The 25,776-nt window shown below is 31.3% G+C and carries 27 protein-coding genes and 1 other RNA gene; all 28 read left to right on the top strand.

Translation table 11 applies throughout. From position 1 onward, the window contains the following. Positions 1–7 precede the first annotated feature (7 nt). The 28 genes from dnaK (at position 8) to BUB47_RS04525 (ending at position 25,653) form a co-directional block, all read left to right on the top strand. Complete coding sequence (gene dnaK, locus BUB47_RS04660; RefSeq protein WP_073184227.1) at positions 8–1,822, top strand: molecular chaperone DnaK; 1,815 nt, start codon at positions 8–10, stop codon at positions 1,820–1,822. Positions 1,823–1,914: 92 nt separating this feature from the next. After that, positions 1,915–3,030, top strand: a complete 1,116-nt coding sequence (gene dnaJ / locus BUB47_RS04655; protein WP_073184226.1) for a molecular chaperone DnaJ — start codon at positions 1,915–1,917, stop codon at positions 3,028–3,030. Between the two features lie 41 nt (positions 3,031–3,071). Next, positions 3,072–3,983 (top strand): 50S ribosomal protein L11 methyltransferase, encoded by a 912-nt coding sequence (gene prmA, locus BUB47_RS04650; RefSeq protein ID WP_073184225.1) that lies wholly within the window; start codon positions 3,072–3,074, stop codon positions 3,981–3,983. After that, on the top strand, positions 3,976–4,689 hold the full coding sequence (locus tag BUB47_RS04645; RefSeq protein ID WP_073184224.1) for an RsmE family RNA methyltransferase: 714 nt from the start codon (positions 3,976–3,978) through the stop codon (positions 4,687–4,689). The genes prmA and BUB47_RS04645 overlap by 8 nt, the downstream gene beginning before the upstream one ends. Before the next feature lie 3 nt (positions 4,690–4,692). Next, positions 4,693–6,003, top strand: a complete 1,311-nt coding sequence (gene mtaB / locus BUB47_RS04640) for a tRNA (N(6)-L-threonylcarbamoyladenosine(37)-C(2))-methylthiotransferase MtaB (RefSeq protein ID WP_073184223.1) — start codon at positions 4,693–4,695, stop codon at positions 6,001–6,003. A 5-nt stretch (positions 6,004–6,008) separates the two neighbouring features. Continuing rightward, the gene (locus tag BUB47_RS04635; protein WP_073184222.1) at positions 6,009–6,347 is read left to right on the top strand and encodes a histidine triad nucleotide-binding protein; all 339 of its coding nucleotides are present in this window, start codon (positions 6,009–6,011) and stop codon (positions 6,345–6,347) included. 92 nt (positions 6,348–6,439) lie between these two features. Next, positions 6,440–6,622, top strand: coding sequence for a 30S ribosomal protein S21 (gene rpsU, locus BUB47_RS04630; protein WP_073184221.1), 183 nt, complete (start codon positions 6,440–6,442; stop codon positions 6,620–6,622). A gap of 14 nt (positions 6,623–6,636) precedes the next feature. Beyond that, on the top strand, positions 6,637–7,092 hold the full coding sequence (locus BUB47_RS04625) for a GatB/YqeY domain-containing protein (RefSeq protein ID WP_073184220.1): 456 nt from the start codon (positions 6,637–6,639) through the stop codon (positions 7,090–7,092). A gap of 32 nt (positions 7,093–7,124) precedes the next feature. Next, positions 7,125–8,435, top strand: a complete 1,311-nt coding sequence (locus BUB47_RS04620) for an NfeD family protein (protein ID WP_073184219.1) — start codon at positions 7,125–7,127, stop codon at positions 8,433–8,435. Further along, positions 8,422–9,396, top strand: coding sequence for a flotillin-like protein FloA (gene floA, locus BUB47_RS04615; RefSeq protein WP_200779479.1), 975 nt, complete (start codon positions 8,422–8,424; stop codon positions 9,394–9,396). The genes BUB47_RS04620 and floA overlap by 14 nt, the downstream gene beginning before the upstream one ends. A 4-nt stretch (positions 9,397–9,400) precedes the next feature. After that, positions 9,401–9,892 carry a hypothetical protein gene (locus BUB47_RS04610; RefSeq protein WP_073184215.1) on the top strand — a complete coding sequence of 164 codons (492 nt, stop codon included), beginning with the start codon at positions 9,401–9,403 and terminating at the stop codon, positions 9,890–9,892. A gap of 79 nt (positions 9,893–9,971) precedes the next feature. Continuing rightward, entirely contained in the window at positions 9,972–10,964 is a 993-nt protein-coding gene (locus BUB47_RS04605; protein WP_073184213.1) for a PhoH family protein, read from the top strand. A gap of 15 nt (positions 10,965–10,979) precedes the next feature. Next, positions 10,980–11,426, top strand: coding sequence for an rRNA maturation RNase YbeY (gene ybeY, locus BUB47_RS04600; protein ID WP_073184211.1), 447 nt, complete (start codon positions 10,980–10,982; stop codon positions 11,424–11,426). Between the two features lie 4 nt (positions 11,427–11,430). Next, on the top strand, positions 11,431–12,138 hold the full coding sequence (locus BUB47_RS04595) for a diacylglycerol kinase (protein ID WP_073184209.1): 708 nt from the start codon (positions 11,431–11,433) through the stop codon (positions 12,136–12,138). A gap of 8 nt (positions 12,139–12,146) precedes the next feature. Continuing rightward, positions 12,147–12,557 carry a cytidine deaminase gene (locus BUB47_RS04590; RefSeq protein ID WP_073184207.1) on the top strand — a complete coding sequence of 137 codons (411 nt, stop codon included), beginning with the start codon at positions 12,147–12,149 and terminating at the stop codon, positions 12,555–12,557. Beyond that, positions 12,547–13,440 carry a GTPase Era gene (gene era / locus BUB47_RS04585; RefSeq protein ID WP_073184205.1) on the top strand — a complete coding sequence of 298 codons (894 nt, stop codon included), beginning with the start codon at positions 12,547–12,549 and terminating at the stop codon, positions 13,438–13,440. The genes BUB47_RS04590 and era overlap by 11 nt, the downstream gene beginning before the upstream one ends. Next, positions 13,440–14,138, top strand: coding sequence for a DNA repair protein RecO (recO, locus tag BUB47_RS04580; protein WP_073184203.1), 699 nt, complete (start codon positions 13,440–13,442; stop codon positions 14,136–14,138). The genes era and recO overlap by 1 nt, the downstream gene beginning before the upstream one ends. 17 nt (positions 14,139–14,155) lie before the next feature. Next, complete coding sequence (gene glyQ, locus BUB47_RS04575) at positions 14,156–15,043, top strand: glycine--tRNA ligase subunit alpha (protein ID WP_073184202.1); 888 nt, start codon at positions 14,156–14,158, stop codon at positions 15,041–15,043. Further along, the gene (gene glyS / locus BUB47_RS04570) at positions 15,036–17,111 is read left to right on the top strand and encodes a glycine--tRNA ligase subunit beta (RefSeq protein WP_073184200.1); all 2,076 of its coding nucleotides are present in this window, start codon (positions 15,036–15,038) and stop codon (positions 17,109–17,111) included. Before glyQ ends, glyS begins: the two co-directional genes overlap by 8 nt. A 12-nt stretch (positions 17,112–17,123) precedes the next feature. Then, positions 17,124–17,756 carry a transcriptional regulator CcpN gene (locus BUB47_RS04565; protein WP_073184198.1) on the top strand — a complete coding sequence of 211 codons (633 nt, stop codon included), beginning with the start codon at positions 17,124–17,126 and terminating at the stop codon, positions 17,754–17,756. A 12-nt stretch (positions 17,757–17,768) separates the two neighbouring features. Continuing rightward, a complete protein-coding gene (locus BUB47_RS04560) occupies positions 17,769–18,584 on the top strand; it encodes a pyruvate, water dikinase regulatory protein (protein WP_073184196.1) in 816 nt (271 codons plus the stop codon). 14 nt (positions 18,585–18,598) lie between these two features. Further along, on the top strand, positions 18,599–19,612 hold the full coding sequence (locus tag BUB47_RS04555) for a deoxyguanosinetriphosphate triphosphohydrolase (RefSeq protein ID WP_143270606.1): 1,014 nt from the start codon (positions 18,599–18,601) through the stop codon (positions 19,610–19,612). An 8-nt stretch (positions 19,613–19,620) separates the two neighbouring features. After that, positions 19,621–21,423: a DNA primase gene (gene dnaG, locus BUB47_RS10055; protein WP_073184195.1), complete on the top strand. Its 1,803-nt coding sequence runs from the start codon at positions 19,621–19,623 to the stop codon at positions 21,421–21,423. Between the two features lie 60 nt (positions 21,424–21,483). Further along, entirely contained in the window at positions 21,484–22,557 is a 1,074-nt protein-coding gene (gene rpoD, locus BUB47_RS10050) for an RNA polymerase sigma factor RpoD (RefSeq protein ID WP_073184317.1), read from the top strand. Between the two features lie 155 nt (positions 22,558–22,712). Next, a complete protein-coding gene (locus BUB47_RS04540) occupies positions 22,713–23,411 on the top strand; it encodes a tRNA (adenine(22)-N(1))-methyltransferase (protein ID WP_073184194.1) in 699 nt (232 codons plus the stop codon). Beyond that, a complete protein-coding gene (locus BUB47_RS04535; protein WP_073184192.1) occupies positions 23,396–24,190 on the top strand; it encodes a Nif3-like dinuclear metal center hexameric protein in 795 nt (264 codons plus the stop codon). Before BUB47_RS04540 ends, BUB47_RS04535 begins: the two co-directional genes overlap by 16 nt. Before the next feature lie 17 nt (positions 24,191–24,207). Then, positions 24,208–24,540, top strand: an RNA gene (gene rnpB, locus BUB47_RS04530) — RNase P RNA component class A. Between the two features lie 138 nt (positions 24,541–24,678). After that, a complete protein-coding gene (locus BUB47_RS04525; RefSeq protein WP_234945632.1) occupies positions 24,679–25,653 on the top strand; it encodes a C40 family peptidase in 975 nt (324 codons plus the stop codon). Positions 25,654–25,776: the final 123 nt, after the last annotated feature.

Genomic DNA, 25,776 nt, shown 5'->3' with positions numbered 1-25,776 from the left:
AAATAATATGGGAAAAATAATAGGTATCGATTTAGGAACAACAAACTCTGCTGTCGCAGTAATGGAAGGTGGAGACTCAATAATAATTCCTAACATTGAAGGAAATAGAACAACACCTTCAATAGTAGCTTTTACTAAAGATGGTGAAAGATTAGTTGGAGAAACAGCAAAACGTCAAGCAATAACTAACCCAGAGAGAACAATTCAATCAATCAAAAGAGAAATGGGAACTGACCATAAAATTACAATAGATGGAAGAAGTTATACGCCACAAGAAATATCTGCAATGATTTTACAAAAATTAAAATCAGATGCTGAAAGTTATTTGGGAGAAAAGATTACTGAAGCAGTAATAACAGTACCGGCATATTTTACAGACTCTCAAAGACAAGCTACAAAAGATGCAGGTCTCATTGCTGGATTAGATGTTAAGAGAATAGTAAATGAGCCAACAGCGGCAGCACTTGCATATGGTGAAGATAAAGAAAAAGAAGATCAAACAGTAATGGTATTTGACCTTGGTGGAGGAACTTTCGACGTTTCAATACTTGAATTATCTGACGGAGTATTTGAAGTACACTCTACAAGAGGAAATAACAAACTTGGTGGAGACGACTTTGATAGCAAAGTTATAGACTTTATAGCAGATCAATTTAAAAAAGAAAATGGAGTAGATTTAAAGGCAGACAAAATGAGTTTACAAAGATTGAAAGAAGCAGCTGAAAAAGCTAAGAAAGAACTTTCATCTACTATGTCTACAAATATTAACCTTCCATTTATAATAGCTACTGCAGATGGTCCACTTCACTTAAATATGGACTTAACCAGAGCGAAATTTGACGAGTTGACAAAAGATCTTGTAAAGAAGACAGAACAACCAGTATTAGATGCATTAAAAGATGCAGGACTTACTGCAAAAGATATAGATAAGGTACTATTAGTAGGAGGATCTACAAGAATTCCTGCTGTACAAGCAAGTATTAAAAGATTAATAGGAAAAGATCCTCAAAAGGATATTAACCCTGATGAAAGTGTAGCACTAGGTGCAGCAATTCAAGGTGGAGTTCTTTCAGGAGACGTAAAAGACTTATTACTTCTTGACGTTACACCACTATCCCTAGGAATTGAAACTATGGGAGGAGTAACAACTAGATTAATTGAAAGAAATACAACTATTCCTACTAAAAAATCTCAAACATTTACAACAGCAACAGACAATCAAACATCTGTAGATATTCATGTTCTACAAGGTGAAAGACAAATGGCATCTGACAACGTAACATTGGGAAGATTCCAATTAGACGGTATATTGCCAGCTAGACGTGGAACTCCACAAATAGAAGTATCATTTGACATTGATGCAAATGGTATAGTAAATGTATCAGCTAAGGACTTGGGAACAGGTAAAGAACAAAATATTACAATTACCTCTTCTTCAAACTTAACAGATGAAGAAATAGAAAAGAAAGTTAAAGAAGCAGAAATGTATGCTCAAGAAGATGAAAAGAAAAAAGGTCTTATTGAAGCTAAAAATAACGCAGATGCAATGATTTACCAAGCAGAATCAACTTTAGAAGAAGCTAAAGATAAAATAAAGCCAGAAGATAAAGAAAAAATTGAAAAAGCTCTTGAAGAATTAAAAGCAGTTAAAGATTCTGAAAATGTTGATGAAATAAAGGCAAAAACTGAAGAGTTGACTCAAGCTTTCTATGCTATATCAGAAGAGATGTATAAACAAACTCAATCAGATTCAGGACAAGCTAACCCTGAAGAAGATGTAGTAGATGCTGATTATGAAGTCGTAGATGAAGACGAACAATAATTAAGTATTTGAATAAAGCTAAATCAAAAAAGATTTAGCTTTATTTTTTTTAGAATACAATGTAAAATGGATTAGAAAATGGTGGTGAAACATTGAAAGATTTTTATGAAATATTGGGAGTTAAAAGAGATGCTAGTTTTGAAGAGATAAAAAGATCATATAAAAAACTTGCTAAAAAATATCATCCCGACTTAAATCCTGATAATAAAGATGCAGAAAAAAGCTTTAAAGAAATAAATGTGGCATATGAAATTTTGTCAGATGAACAAAAGAGAAAGACTTATGATCTCTACGGTGAAGACGGAGTAAATGGAAACTATCAAGATTCCGGATTTGGTGGATTTGGAGATATATTTGGAGATATATTTGATATGTTTGGGGGAGGATTCAGAGATTCTGATAGTACGAGGAATTCTAAATCTCCGACAAAAGGTCAAGATATAAGATATGATATAAATCTTGATTTCAGAGAAGCTGTCTTTGGCGTTGAAAAAGATATTAATATAAGAAGACAAGAAGATTGTAGTGTATGTCATGGAACAGGAGCAGAACCAGGAACTGACAAGCACACTTGTGATAAGTGTCATGGCTCAGGTCAAGTTAAAGTTCAGTCAAATTCCGCTTTTGGAAGATTTGTTAGAGTGGTAACCTGTGATAAGTGTAATGGGACTGGAGAAATACTCGATGACCCTTGTCACAAATGTCATGGATCTGGAAAAGAAGTTAACAATAAAAAAATTAATGTAAAGATTCCTGCGGGCGTAGATGACAACACTATAATATCTATGAAGGGCGAAGGTCATTCAGGGGAAAATGGTGGACCTAATGGAGACTTATATATCTATCTTTCTGTAAAAGAAGATTCTGTATTTAAGAGAACAGGCAATGACTTACACTTAGAAATTCCTATCTCATATGTAGATGCAGTTTTAGGTGGAGAAATAAAAGTTCCAACGCTTACAAGTTTAGTCGACTTTGAAATACCAAAGGGAACTCAAGGAGGAACTACCTTCAAACTTAAAAATGAGGGAGTTAGCTTTGTAAAAAAAGAAGGCAAAGGCGACCTGTACTTCACAGTAGATATAATAGTTCCTAAAAAAGTTAATGAAGAACAAAGGGAATTATTAGAATCTCTAAGAGATAAAAGTGAAAACGGAAAAGAAGAAAAAAAAGGATTCTTTGATAAGTTTAAAGAATTTTTTGAATAGACAAAATTTATAAATTTTGTCTATTTTAATATGGAGGAATTATGAAGTACGTAGAACTCATAATAAAAACAGAAGATAATCTGAGAGAAAAAGTAGTAAATATTTTATATGATCATGATATATATACGTTTGAAGAAAATACTGCAACAATAGTAGATGAATTAAACCAAGATGAAAAGAATTGGGATTTTATAGATGATGATGCCTTTTTTGTAGAAGAGGGAGAGTTATTAATAAAGTGTTATTTTGCAGAAGATGATTTAATAGATGTTGAAAAACTAAAATCAGAACTAGAAAAAGTAGATATAGATTCAACAATTAATATTACCAGTGATGAAGATTGGGCTAATAATTGGAAGAAATACTACCATCCCATAGAAGTTGGAGAAAAAATTACAATAAAGCCCTCTTGGGAAGAATACGACAATGATTCTAGGATAGTAGTTGAAATAGACCCAGGAATGGCATTTGGAACTGGAACTCATGAGACGACATATCTATGCATAGAGGCCCTAGAAGAGCACGTAAAGGATGAAGATGTTGTCTTTGATATTGGCTGTGGAAGTGGAATTTTAGGAATAGCAGCATTAAAATTAGGTGCAAAAAATGTCTTGGCGGTGGATATAGATGCAAAATGTATAGAGGCCACATACAACAATGCAAAGTTAAACAACACACTTGATAAAATGACTATTTACAAGGGAAATTTATTAGATGTTGTAGAGGGTAGAGCAAATGTAATAGTTTCAAATATAATAGCGGAAATAATAGTTGAAATGATAGGCGATTTAAAGAAACACTTAAATAGAGGTGGACTATTTATTTCATCTGGAATAATTGTAGAAAAAATTGATATGGTCAAAAATGCGTTGGAAAAAGAAGGATTTGAAATATTAGAAGTAAAAGAAAAAAATGGTTGGGCATTAGTTGTTGGAAGAGAGAAAAATGTATAGATTTTTTGAAGAAAGTAAATTTCAAGATAGTATAAATTTATCACCGAAAAATTCTCATCACTTTTTAAAAGTTTTGAGGATAGGTGAAAGAGAAAAAGTTGAAGTATGTGCCAATAATGGAATTTTTTTAGCTGAGTTACAAGAAGTAGAAGAAAATATTGTAATATTAAAAAAAATTAGTGAAGTTGAGCCCAAAAATGAGAGTAAAATTAAAATTACACTTTTCCAGGCAATTTTAAAGGGCGATAAAATGGATCAGGCATTAAAACAAGCTACAGAAGTTGGAGTGTCTGAAATTTATCCACTAATACTAAAGAGAAATGTTGCAAATATAGAACAAAAATCTGATAAAAAAGTTCAAAGGTGGCAAAAAGTAGTTGAGGCGGCAGCAAAACAGTCTAAGAGGGATTTTATTCCAAAAGTAAATTCACCTATAAATTTAAAGAATCTAATTGATAACTTTAAAATGAAGGACTTAATAGTTCCCTATGAAAGCGAAGAAAATAAAACTCTCTATGATTTAAAAAACCTATCAAGTGATATTGCTTTGGTAATAGGCTCGGAAGGTGGATTTGAAGAATCTGAAATAGAGTTATTAAAAGCAAATGGCGCAAATATAATAACGCTTGGAAACAGAATTTTAAGGGCGGAGACAGCTGCTGTATGTTCAAGTTTTTCAATAATTTATTATTTAGAAAGCAGGTAATTGATGAAGAAGACATTTTCTATATTGACGTTAGGATGTAAAGTTAATAAATATGAATCTGAGGCTATGTCTGAATTATTTGAAGAGAGAGGGTACTTAAATGTAGATTTTGAAACAGAGGTTTCAGATATATACATTATCAATACTTGCACAGTTACAAATTTATCAGATAAAAAGTCAAGGCAGTTTATAAGACGAGCAAAGAGAGAAAATCCGGATTCTATAGTTATAGTTATGGGATGCTATTCTCAAACAGCACCAGATGAAGTAAGTGCTATTGATGGGGTAGATATTATAATAGGTACTACTGAACGTAGTAAAGTTGTAGATTTGTGTGAAGAGTTTGAAAAAAATAAGAGTCAGATTAATATAGTCAGGTCACTTAAAAATGATAGAGAATTCCAAAGCATCAACATAAGTAGAGAAAAAGATATGACTAGGTCTTATATGAAAGTTCAAGACGGCTGTAACAGATATTGTACTTACTGTATAATTCCTTATGCAAGGGGAAACATAAGATCTAGAAAACTTGAGGACTGTCTTGAAGAGGCGAATGTACTTGCAGAAGCAGGTTATAGAGAAGTTGTAATTACGGGTATTCACGTGGGCTCTTATGGACATGATTTAAAGGACACTAGTCTAATAGATTTAATAGAGAAGATATCAGAAGTAAATGGAATTGATAGAATTAGGCTTTCCTCAATAGAGCCTAAAACTATAACAGAAGACTTTATGAAGAGGGCAGTAAAAACCAAAAAATTGTGTGATCATTTTCACCTATCTCTTCAAAGTGGATCAAATAAAGTGTTAAGAGAAATGAATAGGAAGTACACAAGAGAAGAATATTATAATACTACAGAGTTAATAAAGAGCTATATGCCAAATGCAGGGTTGACAACTGATGTAATTGTTGGTTTTCCGGGAGAATCAGAAGATGAATTTATGGAAAGTTACGACTTAATTAAAAAAGTTGGATTTTCAAGAATACATGTATTTAAATACTCTAAAAGGTCAGGCACAAAGGCAGCTGATATGGAAAATCAAATAGACGGAAATATAAAACATAAACGCAGTGAAAAACTTATTACACTAAATGAAGATTTAATGAAAAACTTTGCAGACAAAAACAGAGGAATAGTACATTCAGTTCTCTTTGAAGAAAAAATGACAGACGGTTTTTACGAAGGATACACTACAAATTATATTAGATGCAGAGTAAATTCTAAAAAAAGTTTAAATAATGAGATAAAAGATGTTAAAATAGTAGATACAGATAGAGAACCAGTAGAAGTTGAATTAGAAACGGAGGGTTAGATATTATGGATTGCTTATTTTGCAGCATTATAAAAGGAGAAGTACCTTCAGACTGTATTTATGAAGATGAACTTGTATATGCATTTAATGATATAGATAAACAAGCTCCGGTACATTTTCTAATAGTACCAAAAAAACACATTGACTCCACTGATGACTTAGAAGAAGAAGACGCAGATCTTATAGGTCATGTATTTTTAGTTGCGAAGAAATTGGCAAGAGAATTAGGAGTTACAAATGGCTATAGAATTGTAAATAATTGCAAAGAAGACGGAGGCCAAACAGTAAATCACATTCATTTTCACGTTCTGGCAAAGAGACAATTAAATTGGCCACCGGGTTGATAAAAATTCTATTGAATTATTGACACTTTTAAGGTATAATTATTAAGAATTAGCCCAGAGGGCTACTCTTTTCTGCGAGAGGAGGGGAAGTAATGTCAGAAATTAAAGTTGGAGAAAATGAATCTCTTGATAATGCTCTTAAAAGATTTAAGAGACAATGTGCCACTAGCGGAGTTTTAAAAGAGGCAAGAAAGAGAGAACATTACGAAAAACCAAGCGTAAAAAGAAAGAAAAAATCTGAGGAAGCACGTAGAAAAAAACATTCAAAATACTAAAAGAGGTGTAACAAATGTCTTTAAAAGAAAAACTTATGGAAGATCTTAAGGTTTCTATGAAGAATAAAGATAAGCTTCGAAAAGATACTATTACTATGGCACGTGCAGCAATAAAGCAGAAAGAAGTCGATGAACGTATAGAGTTGTCTGATGAACAAGTTGTAGAAATACTTACTAAGCAGATGAAAGAAAAAAAGTCTTCAATAGAAGAATTTGAAAAGGGAAATCGCCAAGACTTAATAGATCAGACTAATTCTGAGATAAATATACTACTTGACTATTTACCTAAACAATTAACTGAAGAAGAACTTACAGAAATTGTAAAAGAGACATTAGATGAATGCAATATTAATTCCCCAAAAGATATGGGATTATTGATGAAAAATATAATGCCAAAAATCAAAGGTAAAGCAGATGGGAAAATGGTAAGTAAAATTGCTCAAAATTTGTTAACTAAACCTGGGGAATAAACCCAGGTTTTATTTATTTAGGAGATAATATAATGAAAAAGAATATATCTTTTTTAGTTTTATTTTTCATGCTCTTATCTAGTGTTGGAGCTTATGCAAGTGCTCCTACACTTAGTACAGAGTTGCCAAAGGCAGAAATAGTGCCCATAAAGGGAGATATTAACAATTCTAATGCATCCTTTGTTCAAAAGAGTATAAAAAAAGCTGAAAATAACAATGCTCCAGTAATTATTTTTGAGATAGATACATATGGTGGATCTGTCTATGCAGCAGAAGAAATAAAAAACCACATAATGGATTCAAAAGTTCCCACTGTAGCTTTCGTCAATAACAAAGCTGAGTCTGCAGGTGTTTTAATTACAATAGCTTGTGAAAAAGTCTATATGTCTAAGACAGCTACAATAGGATCGGCAGAAACAGTTCCAAACAATGAAAAAAATCTTTCATTTTGGAGAAGCATTTTAAGAGACACTGCGCAAAGTAGAGGAAGAGATTCAGAAATAATAGAAGCTATGGCAGACAGGGATATTGTAATTCCCGATATTTCTCAAAAGGGAAAGTTGCTTAATTTAACGTCAAAAGAGAGCTTAGAACTTGGGATTTCAGACGGTGTATTTGAAGATTATTCGTCAATACTAAAGAGCTTAAATTTAGATGGAAATAATTATGAAGTAAATGAAATGGATGCAAGTTTAAAATTTATAAATATAATTTCAAATCAAAGTATTTCCACTTTACTTTTAGTAGTTGGAATGGTTGGATTTGTTATAGAAATATTCACTCCCGGGTTTGGAGTTGGGGGTATATTATCAGTTATATCCTTTGGATTATTTTTTATAGGTAATATATTTGCAGGAAACTCCACATGGCTTGCTATATTAATATTTGTATTGGGTATAATACTACTTGGAATAGAATTAATAGTTCCAGGATTTGGAATAGCGGGAATCAGTGGTATTTTATGCGTAATAGGTGGAATAGTTTTAGCAATGGAGTCAATTCAAGTAGCATTACCAAGTGTGGCAATTGCACTAGTTATTGCAATACTAGTAGCAGTTTATTTAATTAAAAAAGGAGCTAGTTCAAAGTTCTTAAAAAAAGTGGCAAACACTCAAACTCACAATTCCAAAGAGGGATACTTAAGTGTGGACACTACTGAATTAAAAATTGGAGAAATTGGCAAGACATTAACTATTTTAAGACCGACCGGTTTTATAGAAATAGATGGTAAAAAGTACGAGGCAATAGCCTATGAAGGTTTTATAGAAAAAGACATGAAAGTTCAAGTTTATAAAATTGAATCTTTTAAAGTCTTTGTAAGGAGGATAGATGATGGTATCTAGTATATTAAGTGGTGCAGTAATAGCTGTTATAGTAGTTGTAGTTATATTATTTTTTACATTTGTTCCAGTGGGACTTTGGATAACAGCTTATTTTTCAGGTGTAAAAATAAAAATTTCAACACTTATTGGAATGAAACTTAGAAGAGTTAGCCCTGGAAAAATAGTATATCCTATGATAAAAGCAACAAAGGGTGGAGTAGATTTAGAGCTTGAAAGTTTAGAGGCACACTATTTGGCTGGTGGAAATGTAAATACACTAGTAGATGCATTAATAGCGGCAGAGCGTGCAAATATTCCTCTTCAATTTGAAAGAGGAGCGGCAATAGATTTAGCAGGAAGAAATGTACTTGAAGCTGTTCAAGTATCAGTAAACCCGAAAGTTATTGAAACACCTAATATTTCTGCGGTAGCTCAAGATGGTATAGAAGTAGTTGTAAAAGCTAAAGTAACAGTTAGGGCTAACATAGATAGACTTGTTGGGGGAGCCGGTGAAGAGACAATAATAGCCAGAGTTGGTGAAGGTATTGTAACAACTGTAGGTTCAGCAAAAACTTACAAGGCAGTACTTGAAAATCCGGATTCAATTTCAAAAGTAGTTTTAGATAAGGGACTTGACTCAGGTACAGCTTTTGAGATACTATCCATTGACATAGCTGATGTTGATATAGCAAGAAATATAGGTGCTAGACTTCAAACAGATCAAGCTGAAGCAGATAAGAGAATAGCTGAGGCAAAAGCTTCTGAAAGAAGAGCAATGGCACTTGCTGAAGAACAAGAGATGAGAGCTAAAGTTGTAGAAGCAGAGGCAGAAGTACCTCTAGCAATGGCTGAAGCATTAAAGAGTGGAAATTTAGGAGTTTTAGATTACTACAAAATGAGAAATTTAAATTCAGATACTGATATGAGAGAAGCTATTTCAAAAGTAACTGATAGTAACGATAACAAGAAAACTGATAAGTGATAATATGGATAATATAATTGGATTACTAATTGTGATTTTAGGTATTGGACTGGGAGCATATAAAGATAGGAATAAAAAAGAAAATAGTAAAAAAGACAAAAATAAAGTATTTAATCAAAGTTTAGACAACAGGCCAAAAGACGATTTTAAAATTAATTCCAATAAAAGAAATAAAGAATTTAGCTTCAATAGTGATACAATAAAAAAGTTTTTATCTGAACAATTAGATAAAAAAGATGGAGCACAGATTCTAAGCAAAATAGAAGATGAAGTGGAAAATCTTAAAGAAAGAGATATTTCAGCAGGTGATTTGGCAAAGCTTAGAATTGAAGCAGAGAGAAGTAATTTTATGGAAACTTTAAAGGAATTTGAGCCTGAAGTTTCTGCAATAGAGACAAATGTTGTTTTAGACAGCGAATTAAATAGTGAAAAACTTGCTAAAATGATAATAATGAAAGAAATTTTAGATAAACCTAAATCTTTAAGAGAAGACTAACGGGAGGCTTAAGCCTCCCTATTTATACTTCAATAGTATGTTGATATATGGTATTATAAATAGAGTTATGGAGGTAATGATGGCTGAAATTTTAATAGATATTTCTACACTGAATTCAGGAATGCAAATGCAATTATACGGCAAGCTTGACGAAAATATAAAATTAATTGAAAGAGAATTAAGTATAAATATAAAATTAGAAAATGAATATTTAAAATTAAAGGGTGCAGATGAAGACTTGGAAAAAGCATCTATTCTATTTAATAATTTGTTTGAACTTATAAAGAGACAAAAGAAACTTTCAAAAGAAGATATTGACTATTCGATTAAGCTGATAAAAATGGGAAATACTGTTCCAATTTCAGAATTATTAGATGAAACTATTGTATATACTTCAATGGGAAAACCTATAAGAGCAAAAACTCTTGGACAAAAGAGGTATTTAGATTCTATTAAAGACAATGACATAGTATTTGGCATAGGACCAGCCGGAACGGGAAAAACTTACTTGGCAATGGCGATGGCAGTAAGGGCTTTTAAGAACAAAGAAGTAAATAGAATAATACTCACTAGACCTGCAGTTGAAGCGGGAGAGAGTTTAGGATTTTTACCAGGAGACTTACAAATGAAGGTGGATCCCTATTTGAGACCTCTTTACGATGCACTGTTTGAAATACTTGGTAATGACAACTATTCTAAGTACGTTGAAAAGGGATTAATAGAAGTTGCACCCCTTGCATATATGAGGGGAAGAACGCTAGATAGTGCTTTTATAATTTTGGATGAAGCACAAAATACTACTAATGAACAGATGAAAATGTTTTTAACTAGACTTGGCTATGGTTCAAAGGCAATTATTACAGGGGATATTACTCAAACTGACTTGCCAAAGGGAAAAGAGTCAGGTTTAAATAGAGTTTTAAAAATATTGAAAGATGTAAAGGAAATAGGAATAGTTTATTTGGGTAATAATGACATTGTAAGAAATTCACTTGTACAAAAGATTATAAGTGCATATGACAAGTATGAAATAAAAGACAAAGATAATTCAAATAGAGAAAATAATAAGTGAGTGAGAGTAAATTAAATGAATGTTTTATTTGACAATAGACAAGATGAAATTTATATTGACGATGTTATAACTGAATTAATTAAAAAATCTATAAGAGAAGTAATAGATGAAGAAAAACTAGATGAAAATATAATGATAAGTGTTTCTTTTGTAGACGATGAAGAAATTAGAACGTTGAATAGGGACTTTAGAAATGTGGACAGTTCTACAGATGTACTTTCATTTCCAATAGATGATGAATTTCAATTAGATGAGAGAATACTTGGAGATGTAGTAATTAATACAAAGAGAGTTATTGAGCAGGCAGAAGAATTTGGACATTCAAATGAAAGAGAACTATCTTATTTAACTGTTCACTCTATACTACATTTACTGGGATATGACCATGAAGACGAAGAAGATAAAAGCTTAATGCGATCTAAGGAAAAAATAGTAATGGATCGAATGAAGTTATATAGGTGATCAAATGAAAAAAGGCAACTTTATTTCCTCATTTAACTATGCTGTGCAGGGTATAATTTCGGCACTAAAAACAGAAAAAAATATGAAATTACACTATTTAGCTGCTTTGGGAGTAATTATAATAAGTTTGTTTATGAACTTTTCAAGAGTTGAGTTTATGCTCTTAATATTTGCAATTACTTTTGTAGTTGCAGCTGAAATGATAAATACTGCTATTGAAAGAACTATTGACTTAATTGTTCAAGATTATAACCCCATAGCAAAATATATAAAAGACGTATCAGCAGGAGCAGTTTTAATATCGGCGATTAACGCTTTAGTTACGGCTTATTTATTGTTTTATGATCGAATATCCAATGTGGGAGATCTATTATTAGTAAAGTTAAAAAACTCAGTGCAACACTTGAGTTTTATTTCTGTTTTAATAGTTTTAATTTTAACTGTTGGAGGAAAGTACCTGTGGGCCAAAAAAAATGGTGGCACATATTTTCAAGGAGGAGCAATTTCAGGTCATACATCCTTAGCGTTTTGTGCTGCTACTATAATTGCTCTTATTAGTGAAAATACATTAATTACTCTTGCAGCATTTGGCATAGCTTTTTTAGTTGCAGAGAGTAGAGTTGAAGGCGGTATTCACAAAATCAGTGAAGTTGTAAGTGGAGCTGTACTGGGAATATTAGTTGTGCTTGTAGTGTTTAGAATAATAGGATAGGGGAATTTATGGAAAATAGAGAACTTATAAAACTTGCTATTAATGCAAAGAACAATTCGTCTTATACTCCCTACTCAAGCTATAAAGTTGGAGCAGCTGTGGAAATGGAAGATGGGAGCGTCTATACAGGGGGAAATATTGAAATAGTTTCCTATTCACCAACTAATTGTGCAGAGAGAACTGCAATTTTTAAAGCTGTGTCGGAGGGAAAGAGAAATATAAAAAAAATAGCTGTAGTGGGAGATAAAGAAAACACATTTCCCTGTGGAGTTTGTAGACAGGTAATTAGAGAATTTGGAGAAAATCCGGATATTATAGTTGCCAATTCTCCAGAGGATTATAGTGTGTACAAGCTTGAAGAACTTCTTCCTCACAGCTTTGGACCGGAATATTTAATAGGGGGAAAAGATGAAATTTAAATCAGGTTTTGTAACAATTATTGGAAGACCTAATGTGGGTAAAAGCACACTTTTAAATGCTATAATAGGTCAAAAAATATCGGCTATTTCAAATAAAGCTCAAACTACTAGAGATAAAATTACATTAATTCACACAGATGAAGATTCACAGATTATATTTTTAGATACTCCTGGAATTCAAATGCCAAAGAATAAACTGGGAGATTTTATGCTAAAGACATCTGAAGATACTCTTTCAGAAGTAGATGTAATAACTTATATAGTGGATTGTTCTGAAAAAATCGGGAAAATGGATAGCTATATAATAAATGAGCTCAAAGAAAAAAAACTTAAAGCTCCTATTATATTGCTAATAAATAAAGTTGATGAAATTCAAAAGGAAAAACTTTTTGAAATAATAAAAATGTATGATGAAATAGGAATTTTTAAAGAAATAATTCCAATATCGGCTCTAAAAAGAGATGGGATTGAGAATTATATAGAAGTCTTAAAAAAATATTTATCAGAGGGACCTATGTTTTATCCGGAAGATATGATAACAGATAAGCCTGAAAAATATATTGTATCTGAGATAATAAGGGAAAAAGCACTTAGATTTTTAGATGAGGAAATACCTCATGGAATTGCAGTTTCAATAGAATCTATGAAAGAGCGAACAGATAAAAATCTAATGGATATTCAAGCTAATATATATGTTGAAAGAGAGTCTCATAAAAAAATAGTCATAGGAAAGTCTGGTTCAATGTTAAAAAAGATAGGTACAAATGCCAGAAAAGAAATAGAAAATTTACTGGATATGAAAGTAAATTTAACCTTGTGGGTAAAAGTTGAAAAAAATTGGAGAGACAAGGAGAACAAAGTAAAATATTTTGGTTATAAGTGATGGAAAAAACTACTGCTGAAATAATAGTTTTAAGTGAACAAAAATATAAGGAAACAAGTAAAATTTTAAGAGTCTTTACTAGAGAGTTGGGGAAAGTGTCAATACTGGCAAAGGGCGCTTTAAGTGCTAAATCTCCCTTAACCTCTACAACTCAAATATTTACAAATTCAACTGTAAAATTAATTAAGGGAAAGTCATTTTATTATATAGAGCACTCAAAATTATTAAATTCAAATTTTGAAATAAGAAGTAATTATGAAAATTTAATTATGGGGAGCTTTATTTTAGAGTTAGTTGACAAAACTTTTCTTGAAGGTGAAACTAATGAAAAAGTTTTTGAGTTATTAAAAAAAATGTTACTTTTAATTTCTAAAAAAGAAGATGTAATGCCCTTGGTTATGGCCTTTGAATTGAAGTATATGTCCTTTTTGGGATATAGACCCAAAATAAGAGAATGTAAAAATAGTGTGTTTTCAGTATTAGATGGTGGAATAATAGAAAAACCTACTGAATATCAAGAAAAATGCTATAAATTAAGCGACAAAGATATTTACTATTTAAATAAATTATTATATACTTCTTTAGATGAATTAGAAGAAGAAAATTTTACTGAACTATCAAATTTACAAAATATCATTTTAGAATATATAAAATATAATCTTGAAATTAGTGAATTTAATTCGCTTTTATTGATATAAATTTAAGGAGGAGACAAATGTATTTCCAAGATTTAATACAAAGTTTACAAAGTTATTGGAAAGAAAAGGGATGCGTTATTATGCAGCCATATGATGTTGAAAAGGGAGCGGGAACAATGAACCCATCTACTTTTTTAAAGGCATTGGGACCTGAACCATGGAGGACTTGTTATGTTGAACCATCTAGAAGACCGGCAGACGGCAGATATGGTGAAAACCCAAATAGGCTTTATCAACATCATCAAATGCAAGTTATTTTAAAGCCATCACCTGAAAATGTGCAAGAACTTTATTTAGAGAGTTTAAAGGCTATAGGAATAGACCCACTAAAACACGATATTAGATTCGTTGAGGACAACTGGGAAGCGCCAACACTGGGTGCTTGGGGTCTCGGATGGGAAGTTTGGCTAGATGGCATGGAAATAACTCAATTTACTTATTTTCAACAAGTTGGAAGTGTAAACTGTGATTTGGAATCTGCGGAACTAACATATGGTCTAGAGAGAATATCTATGTATTTACAAGATGTAAACTCTGTATACGATATAAAGTGGAATGAAAAATTGACATATGGTGACATATTTAAAATGTCAGAATATGAAAATTCTGTATATAGCTTTGAACTGGCAGATATAAAAATGCTAAAAGAACTTTTTACCACTTATGAAAAAGAAGCAACTAGAATTATAGAAAATGAATTAGTTCTTCCTGCTTATGATTATTGTTTAAAATGTTCTCATACGTTTAATGTATTAGATGCAAGAGGAGCAATTTCCGTTTCTGAGAGAACTAACTATATTTCAAGAGTTAGGAATATTGCAAAGGCAGTAGCTACACAGTATTTAAAAGAAAGAGAAGAAATGGGATTTCCTTTATTAAACAAGGGAGGTAAGGAAGATGAATAAATACTTACTAGAAATAGGAGTGGAAGAGCTTCCAGCTAGACTTGTTGAAATGGCAATTAGTCAATTAAGACAAAAGACAGAAAAATTACTAGCTGATAGTTTAATAAATTTTGAAAAATTAGAAATATATGCAACTCCAAGACGTTTAAGTTTAATAATAGATGGAGTAGAGTTATTTCAAGAGGACATCAACACTGAAGCAAAGGGACCGTCTAAAAAAATATCCTTTGACAGTGAAGGAAATCCTACAAAACCACTACTTGGATTTATAAATGCACAGGGAATTAATGTGGAAGATATAATAGTAAAAGATTTTAAAGGCGAGGACTATGTATATGCAAATATACATAAAAAAGGAGATTCCTTTGAAAATATAATTAAAGAAAATATTGCTGAGCTAATAAAATCAATTAACTTTCCAAAGAGCATGAAGTGGGGCGGAAAAAATATTAAATTTGCACGACCTATTAGATGGATTGTATCTATTTTAAATAGTGAAGTAATAAAATTTGATTTTGAGGGAATACCGGTTTCAAATATTACAAGAGGTCATAGGTTTTTAGGTAAATCAAGTGTTGAAATAGACAGTGTAGACAACTATGAAAAAATATTAAAAGATAATTTTGTAATTTTAAAACAAGATGATCGTAAAGAAATAATAAAATATGGATCAAATAAATTAGCTAGATCTCTAGGCGGAGAAATACATGAAGATGATGATCTACTGGAAGAACTCACTTATATTGTTGAATATCCCAACCCTATTATGGGAAGAATAAAAGATGAGTATCTTGAATTGCCTAAAGAAGTTATTACTACTCCAATGAGAGATCACTTGAGATTTATGCCAATCTATTCAGCGAAGGGTGATTTGTTGCCATATTTTATAACAATAAGAAATGGAAATGATGACTACAAAGATATAGTAATAGCTGGAAACGAGAAAGTTTTAGAAGCTAGATTAGAAGATGCAAAATTTTTCTATAAAGATGATATTTCAAAACCTCTTGAAGATTATGTGGACTCTCTTAAGGGAGTTATGTTTCAAGATAAACTTGGAACTATGTATGACAAGTCAAAGAGAATAGGAAAGTTATCAGAAAAAATTGGAGAGTATCTTGAAGTCGCAAGTGAGACAGTAGAAGCATTAAAAAGGGCATCTGAACTTTCTAAGGCGGATCTTACTACAAAATTAGTTCAAGAATTTACAGAGCTTCAAGGTAAAATGGGATCTATTTATGCTGAAAAATCCAATGAGTCAGATATTGTCTGTCAGGCAATCTTTGAACAATATCTACCAAGGTATTCACATGATAGCCTTCCAAAATCTACAACAGGCTCTATACTTGCCATAGCCGATAAATTAGATACAATAGTAGGTATGTTTTCTATTGGGCTAATACCAACGGGTTCACAAGATCCATTTGGACTTAGAAGAAGTGCAATAGGTATTATTAATATAATAGAGTCTAATAAGTGGAAGTTGTCTATAGAAGAACTTATTGACTATTCAATGTATGTATATGTAGAGGAAAGAGAACTTGTATTTGACTACAATAACCTTAAAAAAGATATATTGGAATTCTTTAGAGGCAGAGTTAAGACAATGCTTCAAGAAAAAAATATAAGATACGATATAATAGACGCGGTAATAAACTTAAATGAAAATAATATAGTTACAATATTTGACAAATCAACTATATTAAATGAATACTTTAAAGTTGATAGAGATGAGTTAATTGATGCACTTTTAAGAGTTCACAATATTTCAAAGAAGTTTACAGAAAAGACATTTTCAAAAGAACTGCTAACAGAAAAAGAAGAATTAAAACTATATGATGCAATGTCTGACCTTCTTCCAAGGGCATCTGAAAATATAAAATCGGGAAATTACAGTAGTGCACTAGACGGACTATCTGAATTAATTTCACCGATAAATGATTTTTTTGACAATATAATGATTTTAGTAGATGATGAAGCAATAAAGAACAATAGGTTGACAATGATAAAGGAAATAGATGATGTTGTAGGCGAGATTTTTGACGTAGAAAAAATAGTAACTAGTTAAGTTGGTGATGAGTTGGAGTTTACTAAGAGACAAGAAAAAATAATAGAAATCGTAAGAGAAAGTGGACCAATAACTGGGGATGAAATTGCAGGTAAGTTATCTCTTTCAAGAGCAACAATTAGACCGGATTTAACAATTTTAACAATGTTAAATATGTTGGGAGCACGCCCAAAAGTAGGATATTTTTATACAGGCAAGTCGGGGTTATCTGTTTTTTCAAAAAAAGTAAATAGCATTAAAGTAAAAGATACTATGTCCCTTCCAATTGTAATGGATGAAAACAGCAGTATATACGATGTAATAGTGGGCCTTTTTTTAGATGACATGAGCTCAGTATTTATAACTAATGGTGGATTTTTAGCAGGAGTTGTTTCAAGAAAAGATTTGCTTAGAACAGCTATGGGTAAAATAGATTTAAATAGCACACCAATAGGACTAATAATGACTAGAATGCCTAATATTGTATATGTAACTGAAGATAGCAGCGTGTTAGAGGCAGCAGATAAGATTGAAGAAAAAGGCGTAGATTCTCTTCCTGTTGTTAAAGTTGTAGATGAAGAATTAAAAAAATTTAAAGTAGTTGGAAGATTTACAAAGACAAATGTCAATAGAATTTTTGTAGAGCTTGCAAAAGATAATTTTTAGAAGGAGGTCACTATGACAGATAGCACAATGATTATTTATGTAATTTCTGATTCTATTGGAGAGACTGGAGAACTAATTGCGAAGGGAAGTATAAGACAATTTGAATCAGAAAACTTTGAAATAAAAAGATATCCATACCACAACAGTATTGAACAAATAGAACCGATTTTACTAGAAGCGTCTCAAAGTCCGAAGAGTCTCGTAATATATACAAATGTAGTGCAAAGCACCAGAGATTATATTGAAAAAGAGACGAAGAGATTAAATCTTCATACAGTTGATGTAATGGGCAGCCCAATGAATCAAATTGAACAAATACTAGGATATCCTCCAATAAGAGAACCTGGTTTAATAAGAAGATTAGATGACAATTATTTTAAAAAAGTCGAAGCAATTGAATTTGCAGTTAAGTATGATGATGGAAAGGATCCAAGAGGAGTAATTAAGGCAGATATTTGTCTAGTTGGAATATCCAGAACATCTAAAACTCCGCTTTCAATGTACCTTGCTAACAAAAACTATAAAGTTGCAAATATTCCCCTAGTTCCTGAAGTGCCAGTTCCAAGTGAGGTCTATGCAAAAGACGTAAATAAAGTAATAGGACTGACATGTAATCCGGAAAAACTTATTTCTATAAGAGAAGAGAGATTAAAATCTCTTGGACTTTCAAATGGGGCAAAATATGCTAACATAGATAGAATTAAGGAAGAGCTTAAATACTCAAAACAAATTATGGAAGAACTGGGTTGTATAGTTATTGATGTGACAAGTAAAGCAATTGAAGAAACTGCTGAAATTGTAATGGAGCACGTTGATAGTTTAATTTAGTGGGAAGTGATAAATTGATTCAGCGAGAAATTAGAGAAGAATTAGAACACAAGATGTTTTACAAGACAGCTAGTTTTTCAGATGCGACTAAGGGAAGAAAAGTTAAAGAGGAGAAGTGTAATTTAAGAACTGAGTACCAAAGAGATAGAGATAGAATACTGCATTCAAAGTCTTTTAGAAGGTTAAAACACAAAACTCAAGTATTTATTTCTCCCGAAGGGGATCATTTTAGAACAAGACTTACACATACACTAGAAGTGTCTCAAATTGCAAGGACTATTGCTAGAGCTCTAGAGTTAAATGAAGACTTAGTAGAAGCAATGGCATTAGGACATGACTTAGGACATACTCCTTTTGGGCATAGTGGGGAAATGGTATTAAATGACTTGAATCCCAAGGGCTTTAGACACAACGAACAGTCTTTAAGAGTAGTTGACTTTTTAGAGACAAGTGAAAAGCGCAGAGGATTAAACTTAACCTATGAAGTAAGAGATGGTATAGTAAACCACTCAGGAAGCTCCACAGCATGTACACTTGAGGGGAAAATTTTAAAATATGCAGACAGAATTGCCTATATAAATCATGATATAGATGATGCTATTAGAGCGGGTATAATTAATATTGAAGATATTCCCAAAGATTTAATTGAAATATTGGGAAAGAAAAATTCTAATAGAATAAATACAATGATAAATTCCTTAGTTAAGGAAAGTTATCATAGAAATTTTATAAAAATGGATGAAGTAATTGGAAAAGCAACCTTGGATTTAAGGCGATTTATGTTTGATAGAGTCTATTTAGATAAAGTAGTTAAATCAGAAGATGATAAAATAATACACTTAATTAGCTCTTTGTTTTCACACTATCAAAAGAATATAGATGAAATTCCCAAGGAAAATTTAGAAATTTATAAAAATACAGATCATACAAGAGAAGATATAATATGCGACTACATTGCAGGTATGACAGATGTATATGCAATTAATTTATATAAATCTATCTATATACCAAAGGGCTGGAGCAAGTAGGTGATTAAATGTCTTATATTATAGATGAAGATGTTCTAAATGAAATAAGAGATAGAGCTGATATAGTAGATGTAATATCCAGTTATGTCAATTTAAAAAAAAGTGGAAGTAATTATATGGGGTTGTGTCCATTTCATGGAGAAAAAACCCCTTCTTTTTCTGTGTCTCCCTCTAAGGGAATTTTTCACTGTTTTGGATGTGGTGTCGGTGGAGACCAAATAACGTTTATAATGAAGAGAGAAAACTTGGGGTTTAGAGATGCAGTTAAATTTTTAGCGGATAAATACAATGTAATTTTAAAAGAAGGTGGAGAGAATAACCACCTAGCTGAAAAAAAGAAAAGGGCGTATTTGGCTAATAAAAAAGCTGCAGAATTTTATTTAATGAATTTAAGCGAATCCAGAGAGGCATTTAACTATTTAAAAAATAGAAATATAGGTGTGGATATTATAAAAAAATTTGCTCTGGGATATGCACCAGACCAATGGGATAAATTATATAAATACCTTAGAAATATGAATTTTACAGATGAAGAACTTGAAGGATTTAATTTGACAACTAAGACAAAGAGGGGAACATATATAGACAGATTTAGAAATAGAATAATGTTTCCCATAATAGATACTCAAAAGAGAGTAATTGGCTTTGGTGGCAGAGTTTTAGACAACTCTTTACCAAAGTATTTAAACACAAGGGACACTATAGTTTACAACAAGGGAGAAAATTTATATAATTTAAATTTAATTGCACTGGAATCAGACAGAAATAGCATTATTTTAGTTGAAGGATACATGGATGTTATATCTCTATATAAAAGTGGTATAAGTTATAGTGTAGCAAGTCTTGGTACCTCATTGACAGAGGCGCAAGCTCAACTTATAAAGAGATATGGAAAAGAAGTGTATATATGTTATGATGGTGACTCGGCTGGTGAAAAGGCAACTAATAGAGCAATCGATATACTAATAGACCAAAACATAAGTCCAAAAATTATATCACTGCCAAATAATTTAGATCCAGATGATTATGTGGCAAAATATGGAAGACTTAGTTTTGAATTGGAAATGAAGCAAAGTTTAACATATTTAGATTATAAAATTTCTAAAATAAAAGAAAGTTATAATTTAGATTCTGCAGAGGGATTGACAGGTTTTACAAGTGAAGTTGCAAAAGTTTTGTCCAGAGTAAAAAATCCTATTGAAAGAGATGTCTATATAGACAAAGTTTCTAGAGAGTATTCTGTATCAAAAGAAGCTATTGCCAGCTATATTAGGGCATTATTTAAAGATAAAACAAAAAAACAAAAGAATTTTAACAATTTCAAACCTAAAGTCAGAACAGAAAAGTATTTATTAAATGATGCTAGAAAAAAGGCGGAATTGCTTTTAATTAAATATTCATTAGCGGGCGAAGATGAGTTTAATACTTTAAAACAAAATTTAGAATCCTATGAATTTGAAAACTTATATTGCCGAATAATTTATGAAGAATTAATTCAACAATATGAGCTTGAAAAATTCGAATCAGAAAAAATACTACAAAATTTAAAAGAAAAAAATTTAATTGCTGAGGATTTCATAGTAGAATTAGAAAATGTAAATATTGACAATTATAATTCTAAGGAAGTGGTTAGTGAACTTATTAATACTGTAAAAAAAGATGAGTTGGATATTAGAAAAAAACAATTATTAAAAGAGATTAATGATTTCGAAAATAATAAAAACGTAGCCAAAAAAGAGGATCTTTTAAAATTAGAGGAGCTAATAAGTGAATTGAACGATATTAATGAAAATCTCAACCTTTCTCAATAAGGAGGAATTAGTATGGACGAAGAAAAAAAACTAAATTTAGAAGTAGATGATGATATAGACATGGTAGGCAAGAAAGCCAGTATAATTGACACTTTAAAAAATGCCGGAAAGGCAAAGGGAAATTTAACTTACACTGAAATTATAGATGCCCTTGGTGAAATGGAAACTGAAAGTGATGAAATTGATCTAATATATCGAGACTTTGAAAAAGATGGCATAGAAATATTAGATGATAAAAAAATAGAAGAAGAAGTTATAGAAGAAGTAACTGAAGAAAAAGAAGATTTGTCTGTTCCAAAGGGAATAAGTGTGGATGATCCGGTTAGAATGTATTTAAAGGAAATTGGAAAAATTCCTTTGCTTACAGGACCTGAAGAAGTTGAAATAGCAAAGAGAATGGAAGCCGGAGACGAAGATGCAAAGCAAGAATTGGCAGAGGCAAATTTAAGATTAGTTGTATCTATAGCTAAGAGATATGTGGGAAGAGGAATGAGCTTTCTGGACTTAATTCAAGAGGGAAATCTTGGACTTATGAAAGCTGTAGAAAAGTTTGACTATACAAAGGGATTTAAATTTTCAACTTATGCAACATGGTGGATTAGACAGGCTATAACTAGAGCTATTGCCGATCAAGCGAGAACTATTAGAATACCAGTGCATATGGTAGAGACAATAAATAAATTAGTTAGAGTACAAAGACAATTAGTTCAAGAACTTGGAAGAGATGCATATCCAGAAGAGATTGCAAAGGAAATGAACCTAGATGTTGAAAAAGTAAGAGAAATTCAAAAGATAGCTCAAGAACCTGTGTCCTTGGAAACTCCTATAGGCGAAGAAGAAGATTCTCATTTGGGAGATTTTATACCAGATGATGAAATTTTATCACCATCTGACGCTGCCACATTCGCCCTTTTAAAAGAGCAATTAGGCGATGTGTTGGAAACATTAACAGACAGAGAAAAAAAGGTTTTAACACTTAGATTTGGGCTAGATGATGGCAGGGCGAGAACTCTTGAGGAAGTTGGAAAAGAATTCGATGTTACAAGAGAGAGAATCAGACAAATTGAAGCAAAAGCTTTAAGAAAACTTAGACACCCTAGTAGAAGTAAAAAATTGAAAGACTTCTTAGAATAAATCGAAGAAATAGAAATACACTTAAACGATAAGTTAATTTATTTATAACTTATCGTTTTTTTATTTAATGGATTTAAGAATTGAAGCAACATTTATTATAATATATACTATAAATTGAAAATAATTGAAGGAAATAAATAGGTGTGGAGAGATTAATGGATATATCAAATAGATTAAAGACCATTGCTGAAATGGTAGACAAGGGTTCAAAAGTAGCAGATATTGGAACAGATCACGGTCTAATACCAAATTTTTTAGTAAATGAAAATATAAGTGACTTTGTAATATGTTCAGATATAAGTGAAGACTCTTTAAATAAGAGTATTTCTCTAGTAAAAGACATGCACAATGAAGAAAAAGTTTTTCCAAGAGTTGGAAATGGACTTGAAGTTTTAAGTGAGTCTGAAGTTGATACGGTTATTATTGCCGGAATGGGTGGTCAGTTAATATCAGACATTTTAAAAAAAGACATTGAATTAGTTAAAAATTTTAAAAGGTTAATACTACAGCCAATGCAGGGACAGCATTTGTTGAGAAAGTACTTATATGAAAATAACTTTAAAATTGTAAATGAGGAAATTATATTTGAAGACAATAGATTCTTTGAGATAATAGTTGCCTATTACAGGGAAGATAAAAATTTAGTAGAGGAAATTTTTTATACAGTTCCAAAAACTTTATATGATGAAAAGGCACCTATTTTAAAAGAATTTTTAAATAATAAAATAAAATACAATGAAAATATTATTAATGCTATAAAAGGTGAAGAGTTGACAGCTAAATCAAAAAGCAGAATAGGTGATTTGTTAAGTGAAAATAGAGAGTATAGGAGATTAATATGCAATATAGAGTAGAAGAGATTGTAAATTATGTTGAACTTTGGGCTAAAAGAGAGTATGAAGAATCTTGGGACAATTCAGGAGCACAGATATACTTTAAAGATGAAAAAGTCGAGAATGTAGTAGTGTCTTTGGATTTATTTGATGAAGTGGTAGATATGGCAATTGAAAAAAATGCAAAGTTGATTATTACACACCATCCAATGTTTTTTTCTTCAATAAAATCTATAGATAATGGTGATTATGTTGGAAAGAATATAATAAAGGCTATAAAAAACGACATTTCAATTTACAGCGCACACACTACACTAGATATAGCAGAAGGTGGAGTTAACGACTTGTTATGTAGCTTGCTTAAATTAGAGGGTGTAAAAGGCCTATATAGGACGGAGAATGGATTTTACTTGGGAAAGACAGGATACTTAAAGAAAAAAATTTCGTTAGAGGACTTTGTAGAGTTATTAAAAATCAGCTTAAATACAAAAAATATAAAGATATATGGCAAAAAAACAAATTTTGTGGAGCAAGTATCTCTTTGCGGAGGTTCAGGATCTGATTTTATTAGTTTGGCATCTGAAGAGAAGTCAGATGTATATATAACAGGTGACATAAAGTATCACGATGGACAACTTGCCTATGAAGAGGGTATTACATTAATAGATGTTGGACATTTTAATGGTGAAAAAATAATTGTAAATGAAATTAAAAAATATTTAAAAAATAAATTTGAAATAAATATATATCCAATAATTAAAAATAATTATGAAATTTCATTTGATGATATAGGTAAATAGTGCTAAAATAATAAAGGCAAGTAAATTGGTCAATCGCATCAAATTTGATGAGGAAAGTCTGTGCTCCACAGAGCAGGATGCCGGTTAACGACCGGTGGGGGCGACCCTAAGGCTAGTGCAACAGAGATATACCGCCAATTTATTGGTAAGGGTGGAAAGGTGAGGTAAGAGCTCACCGGGTTATTAGCAATAATAATGCCATGTAAACCCCATTCGGAGCAAGACCAAAACAGGATAAAACAGATGCTGCTCGCATCTGCCAGTAGGTAGGTCGCTAGATTTTATCGGCAACGATAAAAGTAGATAGATGATTGATAAAACAGAACACAGCTTACAGATTTACTTGCTAATTTTAAAGACTACTTAATAAAAGATTACAAAATTATTAAAGATTTTAATAATTTTGTAATCTTTTATTGCTTTTCTGTAACCAATTTGTTATACTTTAATAGAATTAATTTTGAAAAGCGATTAAGGAGTGTTATATATTGTTGAATATTAATATAAAAAATAAAATTCCTGTTGGACTAACAGCACTTTGTTTAGTGTCATTATTTGGTCTAAAGGATACTGGGATTTTCGTGAATGAGCACGTTCAAACAACTTATAGTGGAAATAAAGTATACTTTGAAGCCGGAGAAGTAGCTGAAATAGTAGAAAAAGTAGAAGATGGATACATAGTGTCTAAGGGAAAAGCTAAAGTTACAATTCCTGTTGAAAAGATTCAAGTAACTGAATCAGAAACAACAACATACAAGGTTGTAAAAAATACTTCTATTAAAGATTCTAACGGACAAATAATTCGTAGTTTATTTTTAGGAGAAGAAGTAGTATTAGTTGAAGATTTAGGCGAAAATCTTGTTGTTAGAAGTGAAGACAATGTAAAAGGTCAAGTTTCAAAATCAAATTTAGAATTCGTTGGAACAGAAGTTGCAAAGTTTGATGCACCAAAGATAGAAACTAAAGATTCTAATGTGGTAAAAATAGAGACATTAGAACAAGAGGAAAGAGAAATTGCAGAAACTGCAAGAAATAAAAATGTAGAATCTGTAAATACAGATAGAGTTGAAGAAAATATACCTTCAAACAACGAAAAAGCAAATGAAGCTATTGATTTAGCCTTAAATAATCTTGGCGCTACATATGTATATGGAGCAACAGGAGATGGTGGTTTTGACTGTTCAGGATTAATATATTCTGTATATAAAGAAAAACTTGGAGTTAACTTGCCAAGATCTTCTTCAGAACAATCTAGCTATGGAGCTCAAGTTTCAAGAAATAATCTTATGCCTGGTGATTTAGTATTCTTTAATACCTCTGGGGGAGGAGTCTCTCATGTGGGTATTTATATGGGAAATGACAATTTTGTACATGCATCAAGTGGACAAGGTAAGGTTATGGTTTCATCATTAAGTGAAGATTATTACAATAGTAGATATGTAAATGCTACTAGAGTATTATAAATTTTAATAGTTATTTTAAGTGAATAAAATTCTCTTTATAGGATAAATTTTTATAAAGAGAATTTTTTTATTTTCTTTATTCTTGAAGATATGGAAATTTGCTGTTATTATATAATCAATTAA

This window comes from Anaerosphaera aminiphila DSM 21120 (genome assembly GCF_900129925.1).
GTDB lineage: Bacteria > Bacillota > Clostridia > Tissierellales > Peptoniphilaceae > Anaerosphaera > Anaerosphaera aminiphila.
This window is presented reverse-complemented; position numbering and strand designations above follow the sequence as displayed.